General features: G+C 38.9%; 20 protein-coding genes. All 20 read left to right on the forward strand.

All coding sequences use genetic code 11. From position 1 onward, the window contains the following. Positions 1 to 22: 22 nt before the first annotated feature. The 20 genes from ACIQ2D_RS14880 (at position 23) to ACIQ2D_RS14975 (ending at position 23176) form a co-directional block, all read left to right on the forward strand. Positions 23 to 1768, forward strand: coding sequence for an ABC transporter ATP-binding protein (locus tag ACIQ2D_RS14880; protein ID WP_402865310.1), 1746 nt, complete (start codon positions 23 to 25; stop codon positions 1766 to 1768). A 400-nt stretch (positions 1769 to 2168) separates the two neighbouring features. Further along, on the forward strand, positions 2169 to 3167 hold the full coding sequence (locus ACIQ2D_RS14885; RefSeq protein WP_402865312.1) for an ABC transporter ATP-binding protein: 999 nt from the start codon (positions 2169 to 2171) through the stop codon (positions 3165 to 3167). Next, positions 3164 to 4138: an ABC transporter ATP-binding protein gene (locus ACIQ2D_RS14890; RefSeq protein WP_402865314.1), complete on the forward strand. Its 975-nt coding sequence runs from the start codon at positions 3164 to 3166 to the stop codon at positions 4136 to 4138. Before ACIQ2D_RS14885 ends, ACIQ2D_RS14890 begins: the two co-directional genes overlap by 4 nt. 36 nt (positions 4139 to 4174) lie before the next feature. Continuing rightward, entirely contained in the window at positions 4175 to 5773 is a 1599-nt protein-coding gene (locus tag ACIQ2D_RS14895; RefSeq protein WP_402865316.1) for an ABC transporter substrate-binding protein, read from the forward strand. Positions 5774 to 6040: 267 nt separating this feature from the next. Further along, positions 6041 to 7045 carry an ABC transporter permease gene (locus tag ACIQ2D_RS14900; RefSeq protein ID WP_402865318.1) on the forward strand — a complete coding sequence of 335 codons (1005 nt, stop codon included), beginning with the start codon at positions 6041 to 6043 and terminating at the stop codon, positions 7043 to 7045. Positions 7046 to 7060: 15 nt separating this feature from the next. Continuing rightward, positions 7061 to 7951: a nickel transporter permease gene (nikC, locus tag ACIQ2D_RS14905; protein WP_402865320.1), complete on the forward strand. Its 891-nt coding sequence runs from the start codon at positions 7061 to 7063 to the stop codon at positions 7949 to 7951. 289 nt (positions 7952 to 8240) lie between these two features. Next, positions 8241 to 9254: an ABC transporter ATP-binding protein gene (locus ACIQ2D_RS14910; protein ID WP_402865322.1), complete on the forward strand. Its 1014-nt coding sequence runs from the start codon at positions 8241 to 8243 to the stop codon at positions 9252 to 9254. Then, the gene (locus ACIQ2D_RS14915; protein ID WP_402865324.1) at positions 9229 to 10209 is read left to right on the forward strand and encodes an ABC transporter ATP-binding protein; all 981 of its coding nucleotides are present in this window, start codon (positions 9229 to 9231) and stop codon (positions 10207 to 10209) included. Before ACIQ2D_RS14910 ends, ACIQ2D_RS14915 begins: the two co-directional genes overlap by 26 nt. 29 nt (positions 10210 to 10238) lie before the next feature. Beyond that, positions 10239 to 11855 carry an ABC transporter substrate-binding protein gene (locus tag ACIQ2D_RS14920; RefSeq protein WP_402865325.1) on the forward strand — a complete coding sequence of 539 codons (1617 nt, stop codon included), beginning with the start codon at positions 10239 to 10241 and terminating at the stop codon, positions 11853 to 11855. A 288-nt stretch (positions 11856 to 12143) separates the two neighbouring features. Continuing rightward, positions 12144 to 13148, forward strand: a complete 1005-nt coding sequence (locus tag ACIQ2D_RS14925) for an ABC transporter permease (protein ID WP_402865327.1) — start codon at positions 12144 to 12146, stop codon at positions 13146 to 13148. A gap of 15 nt (positions 13149 to 13163) precedes the next feature. Continuing rightward, entirely contained in the window at positions 13164 to 14051 is an 888-nt protein-coding gene (gene nikC / locus ACIQ2D_RS14930; RefSeq protein WP_402865329.1) for a nickel transporter permease, read from the forward strand. Positions 14052 to 14333: 282 nt separating this feature from the next. After that, complete coding sequence (locus ACIQ2D_RS14935; protein ID WP_402865331.1) at positions 14334 to 14957, forward strand: TerD family protein; 624 nt, start codon at positions 14334 to 14336, stop codon at positions 14955 to 14957. 38 nt (positions 14958 to 14995) lie between these two features. Further along, on the forward strand, positions 14996 to 15577 hold the full coding sequence (locus ACIQ2D_RS14940; RefSeq protein WP_402865333.1) for a TerD family protein: 582 nt from the start codon (positions 14996 to 14998) through the stop codon (positions 15575 to 15577). A gap of 34 nt (positions 15578 to 15611) precedes the next feature. Further along, on the forward strand, positions 15612 to 16187 hold the full coding sequence (locus ACIQ2D_RS14945) for a TerD family protein (RefSeq protein WP_402865335.1): 576 nt from the start codon (positions 15612 to 15614) through the stop codon (positions 16185 to 16187). Positions 16188 to 16222: 35 nt separating this feature from the next. Continuing rightward, the gene (locus ACIQ2D_RS14950) at positions 16223 to 16969 is read left to right on the forward strand and encodes a TerC family protein (protein ID WP_402865337.1); all 747 of its coding nucleotides are present in this window, start codon (positions 16223 to 16225) and stop codon (positions 16967 to 16969) included. Between the two features lie 88 nt (positions 16970 to 17057). Beyond that, positions 17058 to 18275: an HpcH/HpaI aldolase/citrate lyase family protein gene (locus tag ACIQ2D_RS14955; RefSeq protein WP_402865339.1), complete on the forward strand. Its 1218-nt coding sequence runs from the start codon at positions 17058 to 17060 to the stop codon at positions 18273 to 18275. Further along, positions 18232 to 19605: a phosphoribosyltransferase family protein gene (locus ACIQ2D_RS14960; RefSeq protein ID WP_402865341.1), complete on the forward strand. Its 1374-nt coding sequence runs from the start codon at positions 18232 to 18234 to the stop codon at positions 19603 to 19605. The genes ACIQ2D_RS14955 and ACIQ2D_RS14960 overlap by 44 nt, the downstream gene beginning before the upstream one ends. Further along, positions 19593 to 20693: a cysteine protease StiP family protein gene (locus ACIQ2D_RS14965; RefSeq protein WP_402865343.1), complete on the forward strand. Its 1101-nt coding sequence runs from the start codon at positions 19593 to 19595 to the stop codon at positions 20691 to 20693. Before ACIQ2D_RS14960 ends, ACIQ2D_RS14965 begins: the two co-directional genes overlap by 13 nt. Before the next feature lie 12 nt (positions 20694 to 20705). Next, positions 20706 to 21518: an HAD family hydrolase gene (locus tag ACIQ2D_RS14970; RefSeq protein WP_402865345.1), complete on the forward strand. Its 813-nt coding sequence runs from the start codon at positions 20706 to 20708 to the stop codon at positions 21516 to 21518. Between the two features lie 26 nt (positions 21519 to 21544). Further along, complete coding sequence (locus ACIQ2D_RS14975; RefSeq protein WP_402865347.1) at positions 21545 to 23176, forward strand: YceG family protein; 1632 nt, start codon at positions 21545 to 21547, stop codon at positions 23174 to 23176. The last annotated feature ends 6 nt before the right edge of the window (positions 23177 to 23182 follow it).

The following is a 23182-nucleotide window of genomic DNA, read 5'->3' on the forward strand; positions in this document are numbered from 1 at the left end:
TTTTAGAGGATGTGATGAAAAGTTGGGTAGTATAAAACGTTACATGCGCTTTGTAAAACCATATACTTGGGAAATTATTTTAACTGTGTTAATTGGTATTGTGAAATTCGCAATTCCGTTATTTATTCCGTTGCTAATTAAAATTGTTTTGGATGATATTATTGGAGCAAACGATTTAACGGATGTGGAAAAAACAAAACAGCTGTTTTACTGGCTAGGTGGTACGATTATTGTGTTCTTTATCATTCGTCCACCAATCGAGTATTATCGTCAATACTTTGCACAGCACGTGAGTAACAAGGTGCTGTTTGATATTCGTAAGGAAATTTATGCGCATTTGCAGCGTCTTAGCTTGAAGTATTATGCAAATACGAGAGCCGGCGAAGTCATTTCTCGTGTCATTAATGATGTTGAACAGACGAAAAACTTTGTTATGACTGGTTTAATGAATGTTTGGTTAGACCTTGCAACTATAGTTATTGCGATCGCTATTATGCTTATGATGGATGTCAAACTAACATTAGTCGCTTTAATCGCCTTCCCGTTCTATGCGTTTAGTGTGAAATTTTTCTTTGGTAAGTTACGTGATTTAACACGAAAACGTTCACAGGCACTTGCTGGTGTACAAAGTTATTTGCATGAGCGTGTAGCCGGAATGAGTATTATTAAAAGCTTTACGCTTGAAAAGCATGAGCAAAAAATATTTGATGAAGCAAATGGCGAGTTTTTAGAGAAGGCACTTGACCAGACAAAATGGAATGCAAAGTCATTTGCAGTGGTCAATACGATCACAGATGTTGCGCCTCTACTAGTCATTGCCTATGCAGGCTACCAAGTGATCAATGATGATTTATCTGTCGGAACGATGGTTGCCTTCATCGCATATATTGAGCGACTTTATGGGCCACTTCGCCGATTAGTAAGTTCTTCTACGACATTGACGCAATCGATTGCATCAATGGATCGTATGTTTGAGTTAATCGATGAGCCGTATGAAGTGCAAAATAAAGAAGGTGCACTCGATTTACCACGTGTTAATGGAGAAGTACGCTTCCAAAATGTTGAATTCCAATATGAAGAAGATGGCTCGAAAATTTTAAAAGATATTAACTTTACCATTAAGCCAGGAGAGACGGTAGCATTTGTCGGGATGAGCGGTGGCGGAAAATCTACAATAATTAGTTTAATTCCACGCTTTTATGATGCGACAAATGGAACTGTGTTAATCGACGGGCATGATGTGCGAGATGTGACAATACACTCATTACGTTCTCAAATTGGCATCGTGTTACAAGATAATATTTTGTTTAGCGATTCAGTAAAAGAAAATATTTTAATGGGGAAACCTGGAGCATCAGATGAAGAAGTGATTGCTGCGGCAAAAGCAGCGAATGCACATGAATTCATAATGGGATTGCCAGATGGTTACAATACAAAAGTCGGCGAACGTGGTGTGAAGCTATCGGGAGGTCAAAAGCAACGCGTTGCAATTGCACGCGTGTTCCTTAAAAATCCACCGATTTTAGTATTAGATGAAGCAACATCAGCGCTAGATTTAGAAAGTGAAGCACTAATTCAAGAATCACTTGAAAAACTGGCACACGAGCGTACAACGATTATTATTGCGCACCGACTTTCTACTATTACACATGCAGATAAAATCATTGTTATTGATCATGGACAATTAGTAGAAGAAGGTACACACGACCAGTTAATGAAACAGCAAGGAACTTACTACAATTTATTCCAAGTTCAGCATTTAGATTGATAAATAAAAGCACTCACTATAAAGTGGGTGCTTTTATTTTTGAGTAAAAGTACCTTTTTGGAAAAAAAACAAAAAAATCATGAAAGTAAAGAGAGTTTAAGCGAGTGAAAAACAAACGTAAAAAACAATATTAATGAAAATGATATTCGGGTATAAAGATTCTAATATTCAGAAAATTGTTTTTATAGAATTGTTAGTATATTATAACAATAACAATTTGTTAGTAGAATTCTCCACTTTCTTCTAGGTGGTGGGATACATACTGTTTTTAACTATTACTTAATAGTGTTTTAACACTTATTTGAATAATGTTAATGCCTCAATCGGATAGTACAGATATTTTTGTGCAAAAGTGAAGTTGAGGTGTAAATGATTAAGATTTTGGTAGGAGTGAAATGATTTGAGTAAGCGTAAGGAGCTATTAAAGATAAAAGGTTTGGAAACGACCTTTTTTACAGATGATGGACAAATTCCTGCCGTCGATAATATTGATTTTTCAGTGCATGAAGGTGAAATTCTTGGCATCGTAGGTGAATCAGGATGCGGTAAAAGTGTAACGTCATTATCTATTATGGGATTAGTACCGAGCCCACCAGGGAAAATTACAGGTGGTCAAATTCTATTGGAAGGTAAAGATTTAGCAAAGTTATCAGACAAAGAAATGCGCTCTGTACGCGGTAAAGATGTTGCGATGATTTTCCAAGAGCCGATGACTTCTTTAAACCCTTTATTCACAGTGGGTAACCAGCTGATGGAAGCGATTCTTATACATAATAAGAAGTGGACGAAAAAGCAAGCGCGTGAACGTGCAGTTGAAATTGTAAAGCTTGTTGGATTACCACGAGCTGAAGATTTATTAAATGATTACCCTCACCAATTATCAGGTGGAATGCGTCAACGTGTCATGATTGCGATGGCACTTGTTTGTGACCCTAAAGTGTTAATTGCGGATGAACCAACAACAGCACTCGACGTAACGATTCAAGCACAAATATTACATTTGATGAGAGATTTGAACAAGCGTCTAAATACAGCTGTTCTTCTGATTACACATGACTTAGGTGTTGTTGCAGAAACATGCCAACGAGTAATCGTAATGTACGCAGGAAAAGTTGTAGAAGAAGCAACAGTTGAGGATATTTTCAATAATCCGCAACATCCGTACACACAAGGGCTTATAAAGTCTGTACCGGATATGCGCTATAAAAAAGATTCACTGTACTCTATCCAAGGAAATGTACCAAAACCAGGCTCTATTAAAGTAGGATGTCGTTTTGCTGCACGTTGTGAGTTTGCAACAGATAGATGTCTTAAAGAGAACCCGCCGCTTTATCAAACATCTGAGACACATAAAACACGTTGCTTCCTGATGGATGGTAAGGAGGGCAAGACACAATGAGTAAAGTGATATTGAAAGTTGAAGGATTAAAAAAATACTTCCCGATTAGACAAGGTATGTTCAACAAACATGTAGGCGATGTCAAAGCGGTTGATGACGTTTCTTTTAATGTATATGAAGGGGAAACGTTAGGGATTGTAGGGGAATCTGGTTGTGGTAAATCTACTACAGGACGTTTACTTATGCGTTTACTGGAACCGACTGAAGGTCATATCGAATTTGAAGGTAAAGTTATTTCAGAGTTATCTACGAGTGAAATGCGTAAAGCGCGTCGTGATATACAAATGGTATTCCAAGATCCATACGCTTCACTAAATCCGCGACATACGATTGGCAAAATTTTAGAAGAGCCATTAATCGTGCATGGTATTGGCAATAAGCAAGAACGCCGTAAAAAAGTGCTTGAATATTTAAATATTGTAGGCTTGAGTGATTATCATGCAAGCCGTTATCCGCATCAATTTAGTGGTGGTCAACGTCAACGTGTCGGGATTGCTCGTGCACTAATGACAAATCCGCGTCTCGTTATTGCGGATGAACCAGTTTCAGCACTAGACGTATCCATTCAAGCACAAGTATTAAACTTGATGCAAAAATTGCAAGAGGATTTAAAACTTACGTACATTTTCATCGCGCATGACCTTGGTGTTGTTCGCCATATTAGTGACCGCGTAGGTGTTATGTATTTAGGGAAAATAGTCGAGCTTTCTGTCAGTGAAGATTTATATGCAGAGCCGCTTCACCCATATACCCAAGCGTTATTATCTTCCGTTCCCGTGCCAGACCCAGCGTTTGAGCGAGAACAGATTTTACTAACAGGTGATATCCCGAGTGCCTCAAATCCACCAAGTGGTTGTGCATTCCATACGAGATGTCCATTTAAAACAGAGAAGTGTACACAAGTGACGCCTACTCTAAGAGAAATTAAACCAGGTCATTCAGTTGCATGTCATTTATATGATGACAAGTAACGTTGATGATAAAACAAAGTAGTTGGAGGGATTTCTGTGAAGAACAAAAAATTCTGGTCATTAGGACTAATGCTAGTACTTGTTCTTTCTACTGTCTTAGCAGCTTGTGGCGGCGAAGATAAAAAAGAAGGTTCAGGTTCAGATAGTAAAGGGGCTAACGATCCAAACATTTTAGTTTACGGACGTGGTGGTGACTCAGTGACACTTGACCCAGCCGTAGCAACTGATGGTGAATCATTTAAAGTAACAACAAACGTTTACGAAACACTTGTAAACTTCGGTGAAAAAGACGTAACAATCAACCCAGGTTTAGCAAAAACTTGGGAACCTTCTGAAGATGGATTAACATATACGTTCCAACTTGAAGAAGGCGTAAAATTCCATGATGGTACTGACTTCAATGCTGAAGCTGTCGTGAAAAACTTTGAGCGTTGGAAAAAAGGTGGCGATAAATTTTCGTACTATAGCTCACAATTTGTAGTTGGTGATAAGCAAGTAATTGAATCAGTAACAGCTGAAGGTGATTACACAGTAGCCATTAAACTTAGCCAACCACAAGCGCCATTCCTTCAAAACCTTGCAATGACTGCATTTGCAATTGCTTCTCCAGCTGTATTTGAAGCAGATGATGATAAACTTTCTGAAAGCCCAGTAGGTACTGGAGCATTCAAATTTGTTGAATGGAAGCGTAATGACTCAGTAACACTTGAGAAAAACGCTGAATACCGTATCGCGGGTCTTCCGAAATTAGATAAAGTAGTTTATCGTTCAATTCCAGATAACTCTGCTCGTCTAAATGCTTTAAACGCAGACGAAATTGACATTGCTGAAGGTTTAAGCCCAGCTGATGGTGCAACGCTTGAAGCAAACGCAGATTTACAATTAGTAGAGCGTCCATCTATGAACATTGGTTACCTTGGCTTAACTGCAAATCGTGCTCCTTTCGATAACGTAAAAGTACGCCAAGCAGTAAATTATGCAATTGATAAGCAAACAATCGTAGATGCATTCTTCGAAGGATATGCGGAAGTAGCGAAAAATCCAATGCCTCCAATAATCAATGGTTACAATGATGATATTGAAGGTTACAACTACGACCCAGAAAAAGCAAAAGCATTACTAGCAGAGGCTGGTTATGACGGTAAAGAAATCGAGTTATGGGCTATGCCAGTATCTCGTCCATACATGCCTGATGGACAAAAAATTGCAGAAGCTATTCAAAAGAACTTAGCTGACGTTGGTATGCCATCTAAAATCGTTACTTTCGAGTGGGCAACTTACATCGAAAAAGCTGAAAACGGTGAAGCAGATGCGTTTTTACTTGGCTGGACAGGTGATAACGGTGATGCAGATAACTTCATCTACACACTTTTAGATGGAGATAATATTGGCTCTAACAACTATTCTTACTATGACAACCAAGAATTACACAAATTATTAGTAGCGGCACAAACAGAAGTTGATGCAAACAAACGTAATGAACTTTACAAACAAGCACAAGTAATTATCAAAGAAGATGCTCCTTGGGTAAACATTGCTCACTCAACTTCAATCATTGGTGCTGATGCGAACGTTAAAAACTACATCGCTCACCCAACAGGTACAGATAAATTAGCAAATGTTGAAGTGAAATAATTAAAGAAAGTGATGCAAGTATGAAAATGCTAGTTCACTATTGTTAAAGAAGAGGGGAGGGAATTCTGCCTCCCCTTTTTTCCTGTATTAAAGTAAGGTAACCGTTTAGTGAAGGCTGAACCTTTATACAGCAATTTTATCTTCATTTAGTAGCGTGAAAACGTTACTAAATCAAATACACTGAAACGTGTTTGAAGAATGTATTTTCCGAATGGTGTTTTGAAGACTAATGTAAGGCAACATGAAATTAATGGAGAGGTGAAGAAAATGCTTCACTATATCGGGAAACGTTTACTACAATTAATCCCAGTTTTGCTCGGAATGTCTTTTATCGTATTCATGTTAATTCGTGCGATTCCTGGAGACCCTGCACAAGTTATTTTAGGACAACAGGCGACGAAAGAAGCGGTTGAAGCGTTGCGCGCAAGTTTAGGATTAGATAATCCATGGTATACACAGTACTTCAGCTATTTAGGTGGGGTTTTGCAGGGGGATTTAGGCGTTTCGCTTCGTACGAAAGTGCCTGTATCTACTGAGATTTTCCCTTATTTAGCAGCAACTGCAGAGCTTGCAATTTTTGCGATGATTATTGCGGTTGTTATCGGTGTTAATGCCGGTATTATCTCAGCATGGTTCCAAAATTCTTGGTTTGACTATACAGCGATGGTAATCGCTTTAATCGGTGTATCTGTTCCAGTGTTCTGGTTAGGTTTAATGGAGCAATGGATATTCAGTATTAACTTGGGCTGGTTCCCAACATCAGGACGTGAAGATGTGCGTGATCCGATTACAGCCATTACACATTTCTATTTAATAGATACATTGATTCAAGGTCGCTTCGATCAATTTATTGAAGTGTTACGACGTTTAGTATTACCGGGGCTAGCCCTTGCAACCATTCCAATGGCTATTATTGCACGTATGACTCGATCATCCATGTTAGAAGTAATGCGTTCTGATTATGTACGAACAGCACGTGCAAAAGGACAAAAAATGTTTGTCGTTGTATATAAGCACGCACTGAAAAATGCCATTATTCCAGTATTAACAGTTATCGGCTTACAAATGGGGTTATTACTTGGTGGTGCAATTCTTACGGAGACAATCTTCAGTTGGCCAGGGATTGGTCGTTACATATACGAAGCAATTGGTTACCGTGACTATCCAGTAATTCAATCAGGAATACTAGTTGTCGCCTTTATCTTCATCATGATTAACTTAATCGTCGACCTACTGTATACAGTGATTGACCCTAGGATTAAATATAAGTAGGAGGGATGATTCATTATGTCTGAAGCAACACGAACAAATACAGAAAAAGTTCAACAAGATCGTGCAGCCGGCCCTTGGATGGAGGGATGGCGAAGCTTTAAGAAAAGTAAAGTTGCCCTTCTTGGTACAGGGATTGTTATTTTCTTCATTATCCTTGCTATATTTGGTCCGCTACTTGCACCACAAGGAATTAATGAGCAGAATTTATCGAAGCGTTTACTAGCTCCTTCAGCAGATCACTGGTTTGGGACAGATGACTTCGGTCGAGATATTTTCTCACGTGTCGTACATGGTGCACGAATTTCACTTTGGGTAGGATTCTTCTCAGTTATCTTATCTGTAATCGTTGGTAGTGTACTTGGTATTGTGGCTGGTTATTATGGTAAATGGGTGGATACGATTATTTCACGTATTTTTGATATTATGCTAGCATTCCCAAGTATTTTACTAGCAATCGCTGTAGTAGCTGTGCTTGGTCCATCATTACAAAATGCATTAATTGCTATAGCAATTATTAACGTACCAAACTTTGGGCGACTCATTCGTTCGAAAGTGTTGAGCATTAAAGAAGAGGAATATATAACAGCGGCAAAAGCGATTGGTATGAAGGATATGCGGATATTATTTTCTCATATTTTACCGAACTCGATGACACCAGTAGTCGTGCAGGGAACACTTGCAATTGCTACAGCTATTATTGAAGCAGCAGCACTTGGTTTCCTTGGGCTTGGTGCACAAGCCCCGGCACCGGAATGGGGCAAAATGTTAGCGGATGCGCGTATTTATTTATTGAATGCTCCGTGGACAATGATATTCCCAGGTCTAGCAATTATGCTAACAGTACTTGGTTTTAACTTAATGGGTGACGGTCTTCGTGATGCACTCGATCCGAAAATGAAAAATTAATAGCATTCGATATATGTAAAATAGCCTTCTATTCAGCACATGAATAGAAGGCTATTTTTTTCCCAATAGAAGTTCAAACCATTCGACAAGAAGATTCAATTATCATGAAATAGATCAGGGTGAACAAAAATATGTAGAAATAATTCGTTTATTGTAGAAAAATAAAGGTTGAAAGAGAGAAGAGAATTAGTTAGAATTATCTGAAAATGGTGAAATTGATAACATTCAGTGTATTATATTAAATAAATTATAAAATAAGTAAAAAATAGGTAGGACGGAGCGGTTGCGCATGCGAAATAAGCTGTTAGAAATAATAGGTTTAGAGACAACCTTTTTCACAGATGATGGACAAATTCCTGCCGTTGATCATATCGATTTTTCTGTTCATGAAGGAGAAATTTTAGGAATTGTAGGGGAATCGGGCAGTGGGAAAAGTGTGACGTCCTTATCGATTATGGGGCTAATCCCATCACCTCCTGGGAAAATCACTGGTGGACAAATTTTATTAGGCGGAAAAAATTTGGCGAAATTAACAGATAAACAAATGCAAAAAATTCGAGGGAAAGATGTGGCGATGATTTTCCAAGAGCCAATGACATCCTTGAACCCGCTGTTTACGATCGGCAATCAACTAAAAGAAGCAATTTTAATTCATCATCCAAAATGGTCGAAAAAAAAGGCATTCGCTCGTGCAGTAGAAATTATGAAACTAGTAGGTTTGCCACGAGCAGATGAATTACTTAAAGATTATCCCCATCAATTGTCAGGTGGAATGCGCCAGCGTGTCATGATTGCTATGGCTCTTGTTTGTGAACCCAAAGTGTTAATTGCAGATGAGCCAACAACAGCACTAGATGTTACGATCCAAGCGCAAATTTTACAGCTTATGAAAGACGTAAATAAACGTCTGAACACGGCTGTTTTACTGATTACACATGACTTAGGAGTCGTTGCGGAAACTTGTGAACGTGTCATCGTTATGTATGCTGGACAGATTGTAGAGGAAGCACCGGTCAATGAAATTTTTAATAAGCCCCTGCATCCATATACGCAAGGGCTTATTAAATCAGTACCAGATATGCGTTTTAAAAAGGAGTCATTATATTCAATTCCCGGTACAGTGCCGAAACCAGGAAGCATTAAAGTAGGTTGTCGTTTTGCGGAGCGCTGTGAATTTGCGATGGAGCGTTGTACGAAGGAAACACCGCCTCTATATACAGTATCTGAGCACCATAAATCCAGATGTTTTTTGCTGGCTGAACAGGAGGTGTCTGAACTTGTCGAATGTGCTATTGAAAGTTGAAGGCTTAAAAAAGTATTTTCCAATCCGTAAAGGAGTTTTAAATAAGCAGGTAGGGGATGTTAAAGCGGTCGATAATATTTCCTTTGACGTATTTGAGGGAGAAACACTTGGCATTGTGGGTGAGTCTGGTTGCGGTAAATCAACTGCAGGCCGTTTACTCATGCGTTTACTAGAGCCGACAGCGGGGAATATAGAATTTGCAGGTAAAAAGATTTCTGAATTATCAAACGATGAAATGCGTAAAGCTCGTCGTGATATTCAAATGATTTTCCAGGACCCTTATGCATCGTTAAATCCGCGACATACCATAGGCAAAATTTTAGAAGAACCGCTAATTGTACATGGGATGGGGAAGGCTGCAGAACGAAAGAAAAAAGTATTAGAGCTTCTTCAAATTGTTGGTTTAAACGAATACCACATCAAACGCTATCCGCATCAATTCAGTGGTGGGCAAAGACAGCGTATCGGAATTGCCAGAGCGCTTATGACCAATCCACGTTTAATCATTGCAGACGAACCAGTTTCAGCTCTTGACGTATCTATACAAGCACAAGTTTTAAACTTAATGCAAACGCTGCAAAAAGATTTAAAACTCACATATATTTTTATCTCGCATGATTTAGGGGTTGTCCGCCATATTAGTAATCGAGTGGGCGTCATGTATTTAGGTAAATTAGTAGAGTTAACAGCAAGCGAAGATTTGTATGCAGAGCCACTACATCCGTACACGCAAGCATTATTATCTTCTGTTCCCGTACCAGACCCAGCGTTTGAACGTGAGCAGCTTATTATATCTGGAGACATTCCAAGTGCATCAAATCCGCCAAGCGGTTGTGCATTTCACACAAGGTGTCCTTTTAAGAAGGAAGAGTGTTCCAGTGTTGTACCGAAAATGCAAGAAGTAAAGCCGGGTCATTATGTTGCTTGCCATCTCTACGATGAATTGCAGCATTAAATGATATAAAACATTTAGGGGGAAATTGAATGAAGAAAAAGAAGCTTTGGTCACTAGGCATAATGCTAATCCTTGTTCTCTCAACAATCTTAGCTGCTTGTGGTGGCTCAGATAACAAGGATACAGGTTCTAAAGATACTTCAACAGGTGGCGATACGGCTACTAGTAGCGGAAAAACAGAATTAGTATATGGCCGTGGCGGTGACTCAGTGGCACTTGACCCAGCTGTAGTAACTGATGGTGAATCATTTACAGTAACAGCAAATTTATATGACACACTTGTTAACTTTGGTGAGAAAGATGTAACTATTCAACCAGGGTTAGCGAAATCTTGGGAGCCGTCAGAGGACGCCTTAACATACACTTTCCAATTACAAGAAGGTGTGAAATTCCATGATGGTACTGACTTTAATGCAGAAGCAGTTGTGAAAAACTTCGAGCGTTGGAAGAATGGGGGAGAAAAGCATCCTTATTATAGCTCTCAATTTGTTGTAGGTGATAAGCAAGTAATTGAATCAGTAACAGCTGAAGGTGATTCTACTGTTGTGTTCAAACTTAGCCAACCACAAGCACCATTCTTGCAAAATTTAGCAATGTCACCATTTGCAATCGCTTCACCAACAGCGTTTGAAGCGGATGAAGAAGGATTATCTACTAATCCAGTAGGGACAGGTCCATTCAAATTTGTTGATTGGAAGCGTAATGATTCTATTACAATCGAAAAAAATCCAGATTATTATATCGATGGTTTACCGAAATTAGAGAAAGTAATCTATCGTTCAATTCCAGATAACTCTGCTCGCTTAAACGCACTGAACGCAGGTGAAATTGATGTGGCGGATGGTTTAAGTCCATCTGATAAAAAGTCGATTGAATCAAATGACAAATTACAGTTAATTGAACGTCCATCGATGAACGTTGGTTACCTAGGTTTAACAGTTACACGTGCACCGTTTGATAATGTGAAAGTCCGTCAAGCAGTGAATCATGCAATTGATAAACAAGCTTTAGTAGATGCATTTTATGAGGGGTTAGCTGAGCCTGCGAAAAATCCAATGCCACCTGTAATCAGTGGTTACAATGATGATATTCCAGGCTATGAATACGATCCTGAAAAAGCAAAAGCGCTACTAGCTGAAGCAGGCTATGATGGTAAAGAAATCGAGCTATGGGCTATGCCTGTACCGCGTCCGTACATGCCAGATGGTCAAAAAATAGCCGAAGCAATTCAAAAGAATTTAGCTGATATAGGTATGCCATCTAAAATTGTAACATTTGAGTGGGCTACTTATTTAGAAAAGGCTGAAAATGGGGAAGCTGATGCGTTCTTACTTGGATGGACAGGTGATAATGGAGACGCAGATAACTTCATTTATACATTATTAGATGGAGATAATATCGGTTCTAATAACTATACGTACTACGATAACCAAGAATTACACAAAGTACTTGTAGCTGCACAAACTGAAATTGATCAAGAAAAACGTAGTGCACTATACAAACAAGCGCAAGAAATTATCTTTGCTGATGCACCGTGGGTTCCGCTAGCACACTCAACTCCAATTTTAGCAGCAGGTGCAGAATTACAAAACTACATTGCACACCCAACAGGTTCTGACCGTTTAGATGCCATTTATTTTAAGTAAGTTTAAATGAAGATAAAGCCTCTGGGTGCAAATTCACGAGAGAGAATTTGGTAAGTGTCACTGACTTCATAGTGACATAACAAGCTTTTGCAGCTAGGGACTTTGCCTATTGCTGCAGAAACGGGTTGTGACAATTATGATTGTCACAACCTGTTTTTCTGTATGAAAGAACAAACACGTAAACGACTACCATTTAGTGAAGAGCAAATTTTTCTAAAGTAAATGGGTAGACTTTCATGCATTCCTTAGCAAGAGTACAACTATGAAAATAATGGAGAGGTGAAGAATATGCTTCACTATTTGGGAAGACGCTTACTACAATTAATCCCAGTTTTGCTTGGAATGTCTTTCATCGTTTTCATGCTTATTCGTGCGATTCCTGGTAATCCGGCACAAGTTATTTTAGGACAACAGGCAACGAAAGAAGCGGTTGAAGCATTGAACGCAAGTTTAGGATTAGATCAACCATGGTATACCCAATATTTCAGCTACTTAGGCGGTATTCTACAGGGGGATTTAGGTGTTTCGTTACGGACGAAACTTCCTGTATCAGAGGAAATTTTTCCGTATTTGGCTGCAACTGCAGAGCTTGCATTATTTGCAATGATTATCGCAATTATTATAGGTGTTAACGCAGGAATTATTTCAGCATGGTTCCAAAATTCATGGTTTGATTATACGGCGATGGTTATTGCTTTAATTGGCGTTTCGGTACCGGTATTCTGGCTAGGCTTAATGGAGCAGTGGGCTTTTAGCATTAAGCTTGATTGGTTTCCAACGTCTGGGAGAGAGAATGTGCGAGATCCGATCACCCCTATTACACACTTTTATTTGATTGACACGCTGATTCAAGGACGTTTCGATCAATTTACCGAAGTGTTAAAAAGATTAGTGTTGCCAGGGATGGCGCTTGCCACAATTCCGATGGCTATTATTGCACGTATGACACGTTCGTCTATGCTTGAAGTTATGCGTTCGGATTATGTGCGTACGGCTCGTGCCAAAGGACAAAAAATGTTTGTAGTTGTGTACAAGCATGCACTGAAAAATGCAGTCATTCCAGTGTTAACGATTATTGGTTTACAAACAGGCTTACTACTTGGCGGTGCAATTTTAACTGAAACGATTTTCAGTTGGCCAGGTATTGGTCGCTATATTTACGAAGCGATTGGCTTCCGTGATTACCCAGTTATACAGTCTGGGATTTTGGTCATCGCCTTTATGTTCATTATGATTAACTTATTTGTGGATTTATTGTATACGGTGATTGATCCGCGGATTAAATATAAATAGGGGGGAGATGCGATTATGGCTGAAGTAATAGATTTAAAAAAAGATGCAGCACAAAATCGTGCGGCAGGTCCTTGGAGAGAAGGCTGGCGTAGCTTTAAAAAGAGCAAAATCTCCCTAATAGGTGCAGGTATTGTATTGTTTTTCATTGTACTTGCAGTATATGGTCCGACGATTGCACCACAAGGCATTAATGAACAAGATTTAACGAAGAGGCTTTTAGCACCTTCAAGTCAGCATTGGTTTGGCACGGATGATTTTGGTCGAGATATTTTCTCACGTGTTGTGCACGGTGCACGCATTTCACTATGGGTAGGCCTATTTGCGGTTATTCTATCAGCGATTGTTGGTAGTGTACTAGGTATTGTTGCTGGTTATTATGGTAAATGGATTGATACAATCATTTCACGTATATTTGATATTATGTTGGCATTTCCAAGTATTTTACTAGCTATCGCTGTAGTAGCGGTCCTTGGCCCATCATTACAAAATGCATTAATCGCCATTGCAATCATTAATGTACCTAACTTCGGACGACTGATTCGCTCAAAAGTATTGAGTGTGAAGGAAGAGGAATATATTGTAGCTGCCAAGGCCATTGGTATGCGTGATATTCGTATTTTGTTTTCGCACATTTTGCCAAACTCGATGACGCCTGTCATTGTACAAGGTACGCTAGCGATTGCGACTGCAATTATCGAAGCAGCAGCACTTGGCTTCCTAGGGCTTGGCGCTCAAGCACCAGCACCGGAATGGGGGAAAATGCTAGCAGATGCCCGAATTTATTTGCTAAATGCCCCGTGGACGATGATTTTCCCAGGACTAGCAATTATGCTAACAGTACTTGGTTTTAACTTAATGGGGGATGGATTACGTGATGCACTCGATCCGAAAATGAAAAGCTAATCAAGTTAGTTTATAATTTTCTATTTCACTAGTTTAAGTGTTATTTTTGGAGACATTGTTTGAATTTTTTGTAATATTATTTTAGACTTAAGATAAAGCTGAAATAATTACCTTTGTTTCGAAATATTATAAGTTTCCTATTGTAATTGAGTAGCAAGTAGTGTCAATTTTGCTAATTATGGGAATCAATGATTTTGTCTAGATTCAATTTTTTCAAATTAATAACGATGTATTCGTATTATTCAGCTGAAAGCGTATTCAATTTATAGGAGGATGTTTATCGTGGGTATTAATTTGCAAAAAGGGCAACGTGTCGATTTGACAAAAGGCAATGCTGGTTTGAATAAAATTAAAGTCGGATTGGGTTGGGACCCTGTAAGCCAAGGGCAAGGGAAAAGTGGCGGATTTTTAGGAGGCCTATTTTCTGGTGGCGGCGGAGGCGGCGGCAGAGATGTTGACTGTGATGCGTCTGTTCTAATGCTTCAAGACGACAAGCTGTTAGCAGGAGACGACATTGTTTATTTCGGAAAATTAGTAAGTAAATGTAGTTCTGTTCAACATTCTGGTGATAATTTAACTGGTGACGGCGATGGAGACGATGAAGTTATTACAATTGAATTAGGGACAATACCTGCACAATACAATAAACTTGTTTTCGTCGTAAACATTTATGATGCTGCTGGACGTAAACAACACTTCGGTATGCTCCAAAATGCATACATTCGTGTGTACGATGACAAGACAGGCAGTGAACTAATTCGTTATAATTTAACAGATAACTATTCGGACTTAACGACGTTGGTTTGTGGCGAAATTTATCGTCATGGTAATGAGTGGAAGTTCGCGGCTGTTGGTAACGGTACGAATGACATGAAGCTTGGCGACGTAGCTCGAAGATATCAATAAATAAAAAATAATAATTAATCATTAGGAGGAATATAATAATGGGTATTTCATTACAAAAAGGTCAAAAAGTAGATTTAACAAAAACAAATCCAGGGTTAACAAACGTAATTGTAGGTTTAGGTTGGGACACGAACAAATATGATGGTGGAAATGATTTTGACTTAGATTCATCTGTATTTTTACTTGCAGATACAGGAAAAGTAGCAGATCAAAATGATTTCATCTTCTACAATAATACAATTGGTGGCAACGGTTCAGTTGAACACTCTGGAGATAACTTAACAGGTGTTGGTGATGGAGATGACGAAATCGTAAAGGTAGCGTTAACAGAAGTACCTGCACATGTACAACGACTAGCATTCACGGTAACAATTCACGATGCAGATGCACGTAGCCAAAACTTCGGTATGGTAACAAATGCATTCATCCGCATTGTTAATGCAGCGACGAATGAAGAAGTAATCCGTTATGATTTAGGTGAAGACTTCAGTATCGAAACAGCAGTTGTTGTTGGCGAGTTATATCGTCATGGTGGCGAATGGAAATTCAACGCAATTGGTGCAGGATACCAAGGTGGCTTAGCAGCTCTTTGTAATGACTACGGCTTAAACGTAAACTAACACTGCAACTTTTCACGGGAAGGGAGATTTTCAAATGGGTATTCAGTTAAGTAAAGGGCAACGGATTGATTTAATGAAGCAAGACCCAGGCTTAAATAATGTAGGTATTGGTTTAGGTTGGGATGTAAAACAATTCGATGGCGGAATTGACTTTGACTTAGATGCATCTGTATTTTTACTAGATGCATCTGGGAAATGCCGTAATGAGCAAGACTTTATCTTCTACAATAATTTAACGAGTTCAGACCAATCTATCGTGCATACGGGTGATAACCGTACGGGTGAGGGTGATGGGGATGATGAAAAAATTCTTGTGAACCTAAAGCAAGTATCTCCTCAAATTGAAAAGATTGTTGTAACAGTGACAATTTATGATGCTGAAGGTCGTCGTCAAAATTTCGGGCAAGTATTAAATGCATATGTTCGTTTAACAAACGAAGATACAGGCTCAGAAGTTCTTCGCTATGATCTTGGTGAAGACTTCAGTATTGAAACTGCTGTTGTATTTTGTGAGTTATATCGTCATAACGGCGAGTGGAAATTTGCTGCAGTAGGATCAGGCTATCAAGGTGGACTTGGTGCCTTAGTAAATGCATACGGCTTGCAATAAATTAAAGGCATTTTTTAATTGATGGGGGAGCTCGTTTGGACGTAATCAATGAGATACTCAATACATATGCGCAGTTTTTTAACTGGCAGATGTGGGGAGAAGTTTTAACGGATCCGGTATCATGGGGACTTATTCTTTCGTTAGTGATCATTGAGGGGCTTTTATCTGCGGATAATGCATTAGTGTTAGCGGTACTTGTTAAACACCTGCCTCCAAAACAACGAAAAAGAGCTTTGATGTATGGTATGTTAGGTGCTTATTTCTTCCGTTTTATCTTTATAGGTATCGGCGTATACTTAGTAAAGTTCTCGATGGTAAAAATTTTAGGTGCAGCTTATTTAGCATGGATTGTTATCTCGCACTTTAGAAATAAAGGCGGAGATGGGGACGAAGCTAAAGAGTTTAAGAAGAGTGGTTGGATGGTCCGAGTATTCGGTACTTTCTGGGCAACGGTTATCTCAGTTGAATTAATGGATATTGCCTTTTCTGTAGATTCGATATTAGCAGCATTTGCGATTTCAGACCAGGTATGGGTTCTATTATTAGGTGGGATGTTAGGGATTATCATGATGCGTACAATCGCTGGAGTATTCCTAACATTGATTGAGCGAGTACCAGAGCTTGAAACTACAGCATTTATTTTAATCGCAATTATTTCGCTTAAAATGTTTGCTGGCGTTTTCGGTTTCCACGTGCCACATGAAGTTTTCTTCGTCATATTAATCACAGCATTCTTGCTAACATTTGTTGTGCATAAGATGAATAAGAGTAAAGCAGCGTAACAAAAGGCACTGTATTGGTCTGGAAAGAAACGGGCCGATGCAGTGCCTTTTTTGACAAAGGTCATTCTTTTGACTAGGAGGGAATTAGATGCAACATTTTTTAGCTGAAGCAGAGACGGTTTTTTATAAAAAACCACAGCCGTTTACAAAATGGGATGCACCAGATATTTTAGCTTATGCGCTAGGTGCTACATTGTATATGCCAGCATCGATGCCCAATATTATTGATATGGTGCAATCACATAAATATAAAGAGTTGACATCATTTGTCATTGATTTAGAAGATGCAGTTGGAGATGAAGAGCTACTAACTTGTGAGGCAAAGTTAGTAGAGGACATTGGTACATTATTTACGCTGTTTGAAAATAAACAAATAGAACGACAAGATTTACCGCTAATTTTCGTTCGTGTACGAAATGTAGAACAATTTGCGTTTTTAACGGATGTATTAGGAAAACATCAAGAAGTACTAACTGGCTATGTATTTCCTAAATTTACAGCGACACAAGGGGCACCTTATTTCGAATTGCTTGAGAAAACGATTCAGCAGCATCAGCTAACTTTATATGGCATGCCGATTTTAGAAAGTCGTGACATCTTGTATAAGGAGTCTCGAATGAACGCATTATTTGCCATTAAAGAAGTCCTCAATCAATATCGTTCACGCATATTAAATGTACGTATTGGAGCGACCGATTTTTGTGGAATATATGGAATTCGTCGTCGTGTAGACTCGACGATCTACGATATTGCTGTTATTCGAGATTGCATTGCAGACATTGTAAATGTACTAGGTCGAGAGGAAGATGGCTTTGTCATCTCAGGCCCCGTATGGGAATATTTCAACAATCAGCGGATATTAAAACCGGCGTTAAGAGCAACACCTTTTAGTGAGAAAGGTGCGTTGAACGCACGTCAGGCTTTGCTTGATGATTGTTTAGATGGCTTGATGAGAGAAGTGTTAATGGACCGACAAAATGGGATATTAGGTAAAACGATTATTCACCCAAGTCATATTCGAGTTGTACATGCGTTATACGTAGTTTCTTACGAGGAATACTTAGATGCGGTGAGTATAATAGAAAATAATGATGGTCAAAAGGGTGTTGTGAAAAGCCATTATGCAAATAAAATGAATGAAATGAAGCCACATTCAAGATGGGCGCAGCAAATATTACGCCAATCGCATTTATATGGTGTATATAATGAATCCATGGATTTCGCGTCCCTTTTATTGCATACAGATGTAGGAGGAAATGAGTTTGAAACAACTGAAGAACAGGCTGGGAATTATTCAAAATTATGAAATAGATCTTGAAATTACGGACAATCCATTTGATTTTGTGATATCAGATTTGTTTAAAATGGCAACACGTATTAATAAAAAAAGACGGTTTTTATTTGTCAGTACAGTTCTAGGTAAGCATTTAGCTGTACGTCCACAAGTACCAATACTAACAGGGACACTGCTAGCTATGATGTATCACCAAAAGCTTACAGGTGAGGAAATTGACTTACTACCTGCTGTGGTACAGGCACTAAAGCAACATGAAAATGCACCAACAGTATTACAACAAGTAGAGGGCAAGGGTATTGAATTACCTGAAGAGACATTGTTTATTGGTTTTGCAGAAACGGCGACAGCACTTGGACATGCGGTTTTCAATGCTTTTCAATCGAATGCGACATATATTCATACGACACGTGAACAACTTCCTGATATTGAATCATTTGTAACATTTGAAGAAGAACATTCACATGCGACTAGCCACCGAGTATATAGTGAGCAACCTGAAAAATTACTACAAGCGAAGCGCATTGTATTAGTAGATGATGAGATTACTACAGGAAATACGGTTGTGAATATTGTTGAAACGTTGAGAAAGAAATTTCCTTTCGTCAAGCATTATTCGGTGTTGTCGATTTTAGATTGGCGATCAGAACAACAGCAAGCGGTTTTTAAGCAATTGGAAAATGAGTGGGATCTAACGATTGATTTTATATCGATTATGGGCGGACAGTTTACTAGTGTTGGGGAACCAACTTTATCTAGCAAACAAGTAGAAGCAACTACACAAGAAGCCGGGGAAATGACGCTACTATCGGTAAAAGAATCAATCGAACAAAAGCATTATCGCTCCATTGCTGAAAATGGTGTTGAAAATAAGGCGCCATACATGCTGGCAACGGGAAGATTTATGTTGACAGCTGAACAGCATGCGGAACAAAAGAATACAATAAAGAGTATCGCCGAGCAGTTAAAGAAACTTAGAACAGATGGTCCAGCACTTGTGATTGGCACAGGTGAATTTATGTATGTACCGATGCAATTGGCTACTTATTTAGGTGAGGATGTTTATGTTCAATCGACAACACGTAGCCCCATTTATTGTGCAGAGGAACCAGGCTATACAATTACGGAGAAAATAGCATTTGAAAGTCCTGAAAATAATGGTGTTGAAAACTATTTATACAATATACAAAGTCACCCATATTCGGAACTTTTTTTAGTTGTGGAACGTATAGCAGATAAAGATGTCGTAGCGAGAGTTGTGCAAGCCCTACAATCAGTAAGTAATGCAAAAATATACGTAATTTGTATGCATGAAGTGGAGGGTGAACGATGCGCGCAATAATGCAACCCGATAAAATGGGGAGTTATGCACCAGAGGATGTAGTCTTTTTACTGCGTGATATTAGTAATGTCAAACTTGAATTAAACAATGAAAAGCGTGAACGTCTAATCCAATCGGGTACACATTATTCTGAAATGCTACCAGTCGAGTATCAGCCTTCAGATGCATACATGTCACTTTTTTATAAAACTTTAGATGCCTCTGCAGAGCGTATTGCACTAGCTGTTGGGATTGTAGCAGAGCAAATTGTAGCACGGCAAGGATTAGAAAATTTAGTACTCGTGAGTTTAGCGAGAGCTGGTACGCCGATCGGAGTTTTGATTAAGCGTTATATCAAAATGCGTTATAAGGTCCAAGTGCCACATTACACGATTTCAATACTGCGTGGACGTGGAATTGATGAGAGGGCTATTCAGTATATATTTGCAGAACATCCATCAGCACGCATTCAATTTATCGATGGCTGGACAGGAAAAGGTGCCATTACGAAGGAATTGCAACAAGCTTGCGAGCACTTTAATGCAAATAATGAGGAACAATTAGATGCTACATTAGCTGTATTAGCTGATCCAGGGCACTGTACGTCGATTTATGGTACACGCGAAGATTTTTTAATTCCCTCTGCTTGTTTAAATTCAACAGTGTCAGGGTTAGTGAGCCGTACTGTATTGAATTTACAATTTATGAAGGAAGATGACTTCCACGGAGCGAAATATTATAAAGAGCTAGAGGACGTAGATGTATCGAACTTATATATTGACAGTGTTAGTACTTTCTTTGAACAAGTGCAAAAGGATATCGAAAAACATTTTTCTGAGCAGCGACCATCGCCTATCACATGGCAAGGGATGAATTCGGTGCAAGTGATCCAACAAGAGTTAGGGATACCAAATATTAATTTCGTGAAACCAGGAGTTGGGGAAACGACGCGAGTATTACTACGCCGTGTGCCATGGAAAATTTTAATTAATCCTAAATATGTGAATGAACTTGAGCACATATTATTATTAGCTAAGGAAAAAAATGTACCCGTTGAAGAATATCCAAATATGTCGTACGCATGCTGCGGCTTAATAAAAGAAGTATAAGGGAGAGAATACATGCTACTATTTACATCTGATTTAGACCGTACGCTCATTTATTCAAAACGTATGATGGATAACTTTCCACCTGCAACAACACCTGTCATAGCAGAACGATTAGACGGGGAAGCGATGAGCATGATGACAGAAGCAACAACGAAATTGCTTCATCAGGTACATGAACAAACGTTATTTGTGCCTGTCACTACACGCGCCCTCCACCAATATGAACGCATCCATTTAATAAAGGATTTATGTCCTACTTTTGCAATTACGAGTAATGGAGGTACAATATTAGAAAAGGGTCGTCCAAGTGAAGATTGGGCGAACGTTTTACGTAAACGTATTGAAGATTCCTCGATTCCAAAAGCCGATATGTTACGACGCTTCGATGCGATGAAATCAGATACTTGGTTACAACGTACATTCTATGTTGATGATTTATTTTATGTTTATTATGTTGATCTAGAAATCATAAGCCAAGAGGAAGTACAGGCAATTATTCAGGAATTCGATGCGCTTGGCTGGTATGTCCTCTTACAAGGGAGAAAATTATATTTTCTACCGAAAGCGTTAACGAAGGAAGCGGCGATTGCTTATATGAAAGAGCATTGTACATACGATGTGCACGTGGCAGCGGGTGATTCCATTATGGACTATGGCATGCTTGCAACAGCAGACATTGGCTATACACCTGATCATGGGGATTTAAAGGATAAGCAACCAAAAGTACTGGGTAATACAATTTACTCGGCACACAGTGGCGAAGCCTTTACGAAAAATTTACTGGAAGAAGTTTTGCAACTTGCCGCAAAACAACTAATTGTGTAAGTACGATGTAAGGAGGTGGCGTTTGTATGCAAACAATCACAATTGAATCGGTTTTGGAGCGAGATCCTATTGATTGGCTACAAGCGTTCCAAGACTCACCGAAGATGCGGGCATTATACGAGGTGACAGAAAAACATGTGCGTTTTAGTCGTATCGCCGTTCGTGTATTGGGTGTACCAATAGAAGAAGATGATTATTTCAATTCATTATTTACATTGGCACAACACCAGGATATCCATATTTTAAGTGAAGAGTTAAATAAGCATATAGAACAAAATGACTTTAAGGCGTTACAAGGTATTTTGGCGCAACATCAACAATCACCTAAAGGCTTGTCTATCAATCGCCTGATTGCCATGATGTATGGCCACCAGCTTATTCCGAAACATGATGATGCTTCGATGAATCGACATTTGCAGCTTGCAACAATTCGTGTTGTAGAGCGTTTCCGTGATCAGCAATCACTCGGATTACTGGCAAATGATTTTCGTCGCTTTTTAATTGATATGGTGAAGTGGTTAAAAAACCATTGGATCCAATGGACGAAAACAATGAAACCAACAGATGATTTTCCTAAAGTTGTTTGGTACGGTGAGACGACGATTAGCCAGAAGTATTTCTTACTATTATTAATGGAGCTTGGTTGTGATGTGTTAATTTTTCACCCAGCTGCAGTTGATGAGTTTGCTGAAGTAGATTCAACGAATACGTTTTCTATTACGCATTCCTATGCAAGCCAAACAACATTACAGCCTTTCCCCGATAAATTGCGTGATCGTCAGGCAACTGTTGGCTATCGTTCGAGTCAACATTTTGAGCAGTTAATGCATGACCAGCAGTCAGGTGTTTATCGACCATGGCAATTTAAAGATTTTATGCCACGTTCATTGACGTTACGTATGACGTATGATGATATTTTTATTTATGCAAATGAAAAGGCGATGGTCCGACCGAAGTTTGAAGTGGTTGGTCATGAAGTAGTGATACCAGTAATTTTCGCGAAAATTAGTGGCGTCTCGAGTCGACGTGAAGAGTATTGGCAATTCATGCATAAGCTACAAGCTAGCCCACAAACCGTATTTGTGCAAGAATTCCCTTATGCAAAAACAAGTAAAGCGAATTTTCATTTTCACTACAAGCACTGCTTAGTGAACGGTGAATTATCAGAGGAACGTATTGTGCAAAGTGATTGGTGGCAATACGGAGAATTGACTTTAGAGTTACAGCAAGCAATTGCCCACACAATAAAGGCTTCATGTGAGAAACCATTGTTGAAACAATTGCCGAACGAAACTTTATATGATTTACAATTATTCATGTTTAAGCAAATGACGATGATTCCAAAAGAAATTTTACGTTTATTGCAAAGCTTCGATTATTCGCAAGAGGTACCGAAACTTGTACTATACCAAAGTCCACAGCAACCGGCTTTATCACGTGAAGACATTGCTTTATTAGCATTTTTAAATCGTTTTGGTGTTGATATTGTCTTTTATAATCCTACAGGTAAGCTTGATTTGGAAAAACATTTGCAAGAAGATACCTTCGATAGTCATCGTTTAGAGCATATGGTGTTTGATTTACAATACGAAGAGCCAAAACAGCAAAAGCCCGCACCCGATAAAATTATAAAAAAATTATTTAACCGCTTTTTCTGATGGCTA

Origin of the sequence: Lysinibacillus sp. NPDC097287, assembly GCF_044761695.1 — a bacterium.
GTDB lineage: Bacteria > Bacillota > Bacilli > Bacillales_A > Planococcaceae > Lysinibacillus.

Coding starts and splice junctions, on each gene's coding strand:
- ACIQ2D_RS14910 (WP_402865322.1), top strand. CDS start 8,241: ATGCGAAATAAGCTGTTAGAAATAATAGGTTTAGAGACAACCTTTTTC.
- ACIQ2D_RS14945 (WP_402865335.1), top strand. CDS start 15,612: ATGGGTATTCAGTTAAGTAAAGGGCAACGGATTGATTTAATGAAGCAA.
- ACIQ2D_RS14940 (WP_402865333.1), top strand. CDS start 14,996: ATGGGTATTTCATTACAAAAAGGTCAAAAAGTAGATTTAACAAAAACA.
- nikC (WP_402865329.1), top strand. CDS start 13,164: ATGGCTGAAGTAATAGATTTAAAAAAAGATGCAGCACAAAATCGTGCG.
- ACIQ2D_RS14890 (WP_402865314.1), top strand. CDS start 3,164: ATGAGTAAAGTGATATTGAAAGTTGAAGGATTAAAAAAATACTTCCCG.
- ACIQ2D_RS14965 (WP_402865343.1), top strand. CDS start 19,593: ATGCGCGCAATAATGCAACCCGATAAAATGGGGAGTTATGCACCAGAG.
- ACIQ2D_RS14925 (WP_402865327.1), top strand. CDS start 12,144: ATGCTTCACTATTTGGGAAGACGCTTACTACAATTAATCCCAGTTTTG.
- ACIQ2D_RS14920 (WP_402865325.1), top strand. CDS start 10,239: ATGAAGAAAAAGAAGCTTTGGTCACTAGGCATAATGCTAATCCTTGTT.
- ACIQ2D_RS14970 (WP_402865345.1), top strand. CDS start 20,706: ATGCTACTATTTACATCTGATTTAGACCGTACGCTCATTTATTCAAAA.
- ACIQ2D_RS14955 (WP_402865339.1), top strand. CDS start 17,058: ATGCAACATTTTTTAGCTGAAGCAGAGACGGTTTTTTATAAAAAACCA.
- ACIQ2D_RS14900 (WP_402865318.1), top strand. CDS start 6,041: ATGCTTCACTATATCGGGAAACGTTTACTACAATTAATCCCAGTTTTG.
- nikC (WP_402865320.1), top strand. CDS start 7,061: ATGTCTGAAGCAACACGAACAAATACAGAAAAAGTTCAACAAGATCGT.
- ACIQ2D_RS14975 (WP_402865347.1), top strand. CDS start 21,545: ATGCAAACAATCACAATTGAATCGGTTTTGGAGCGAGATCCTATTGAT.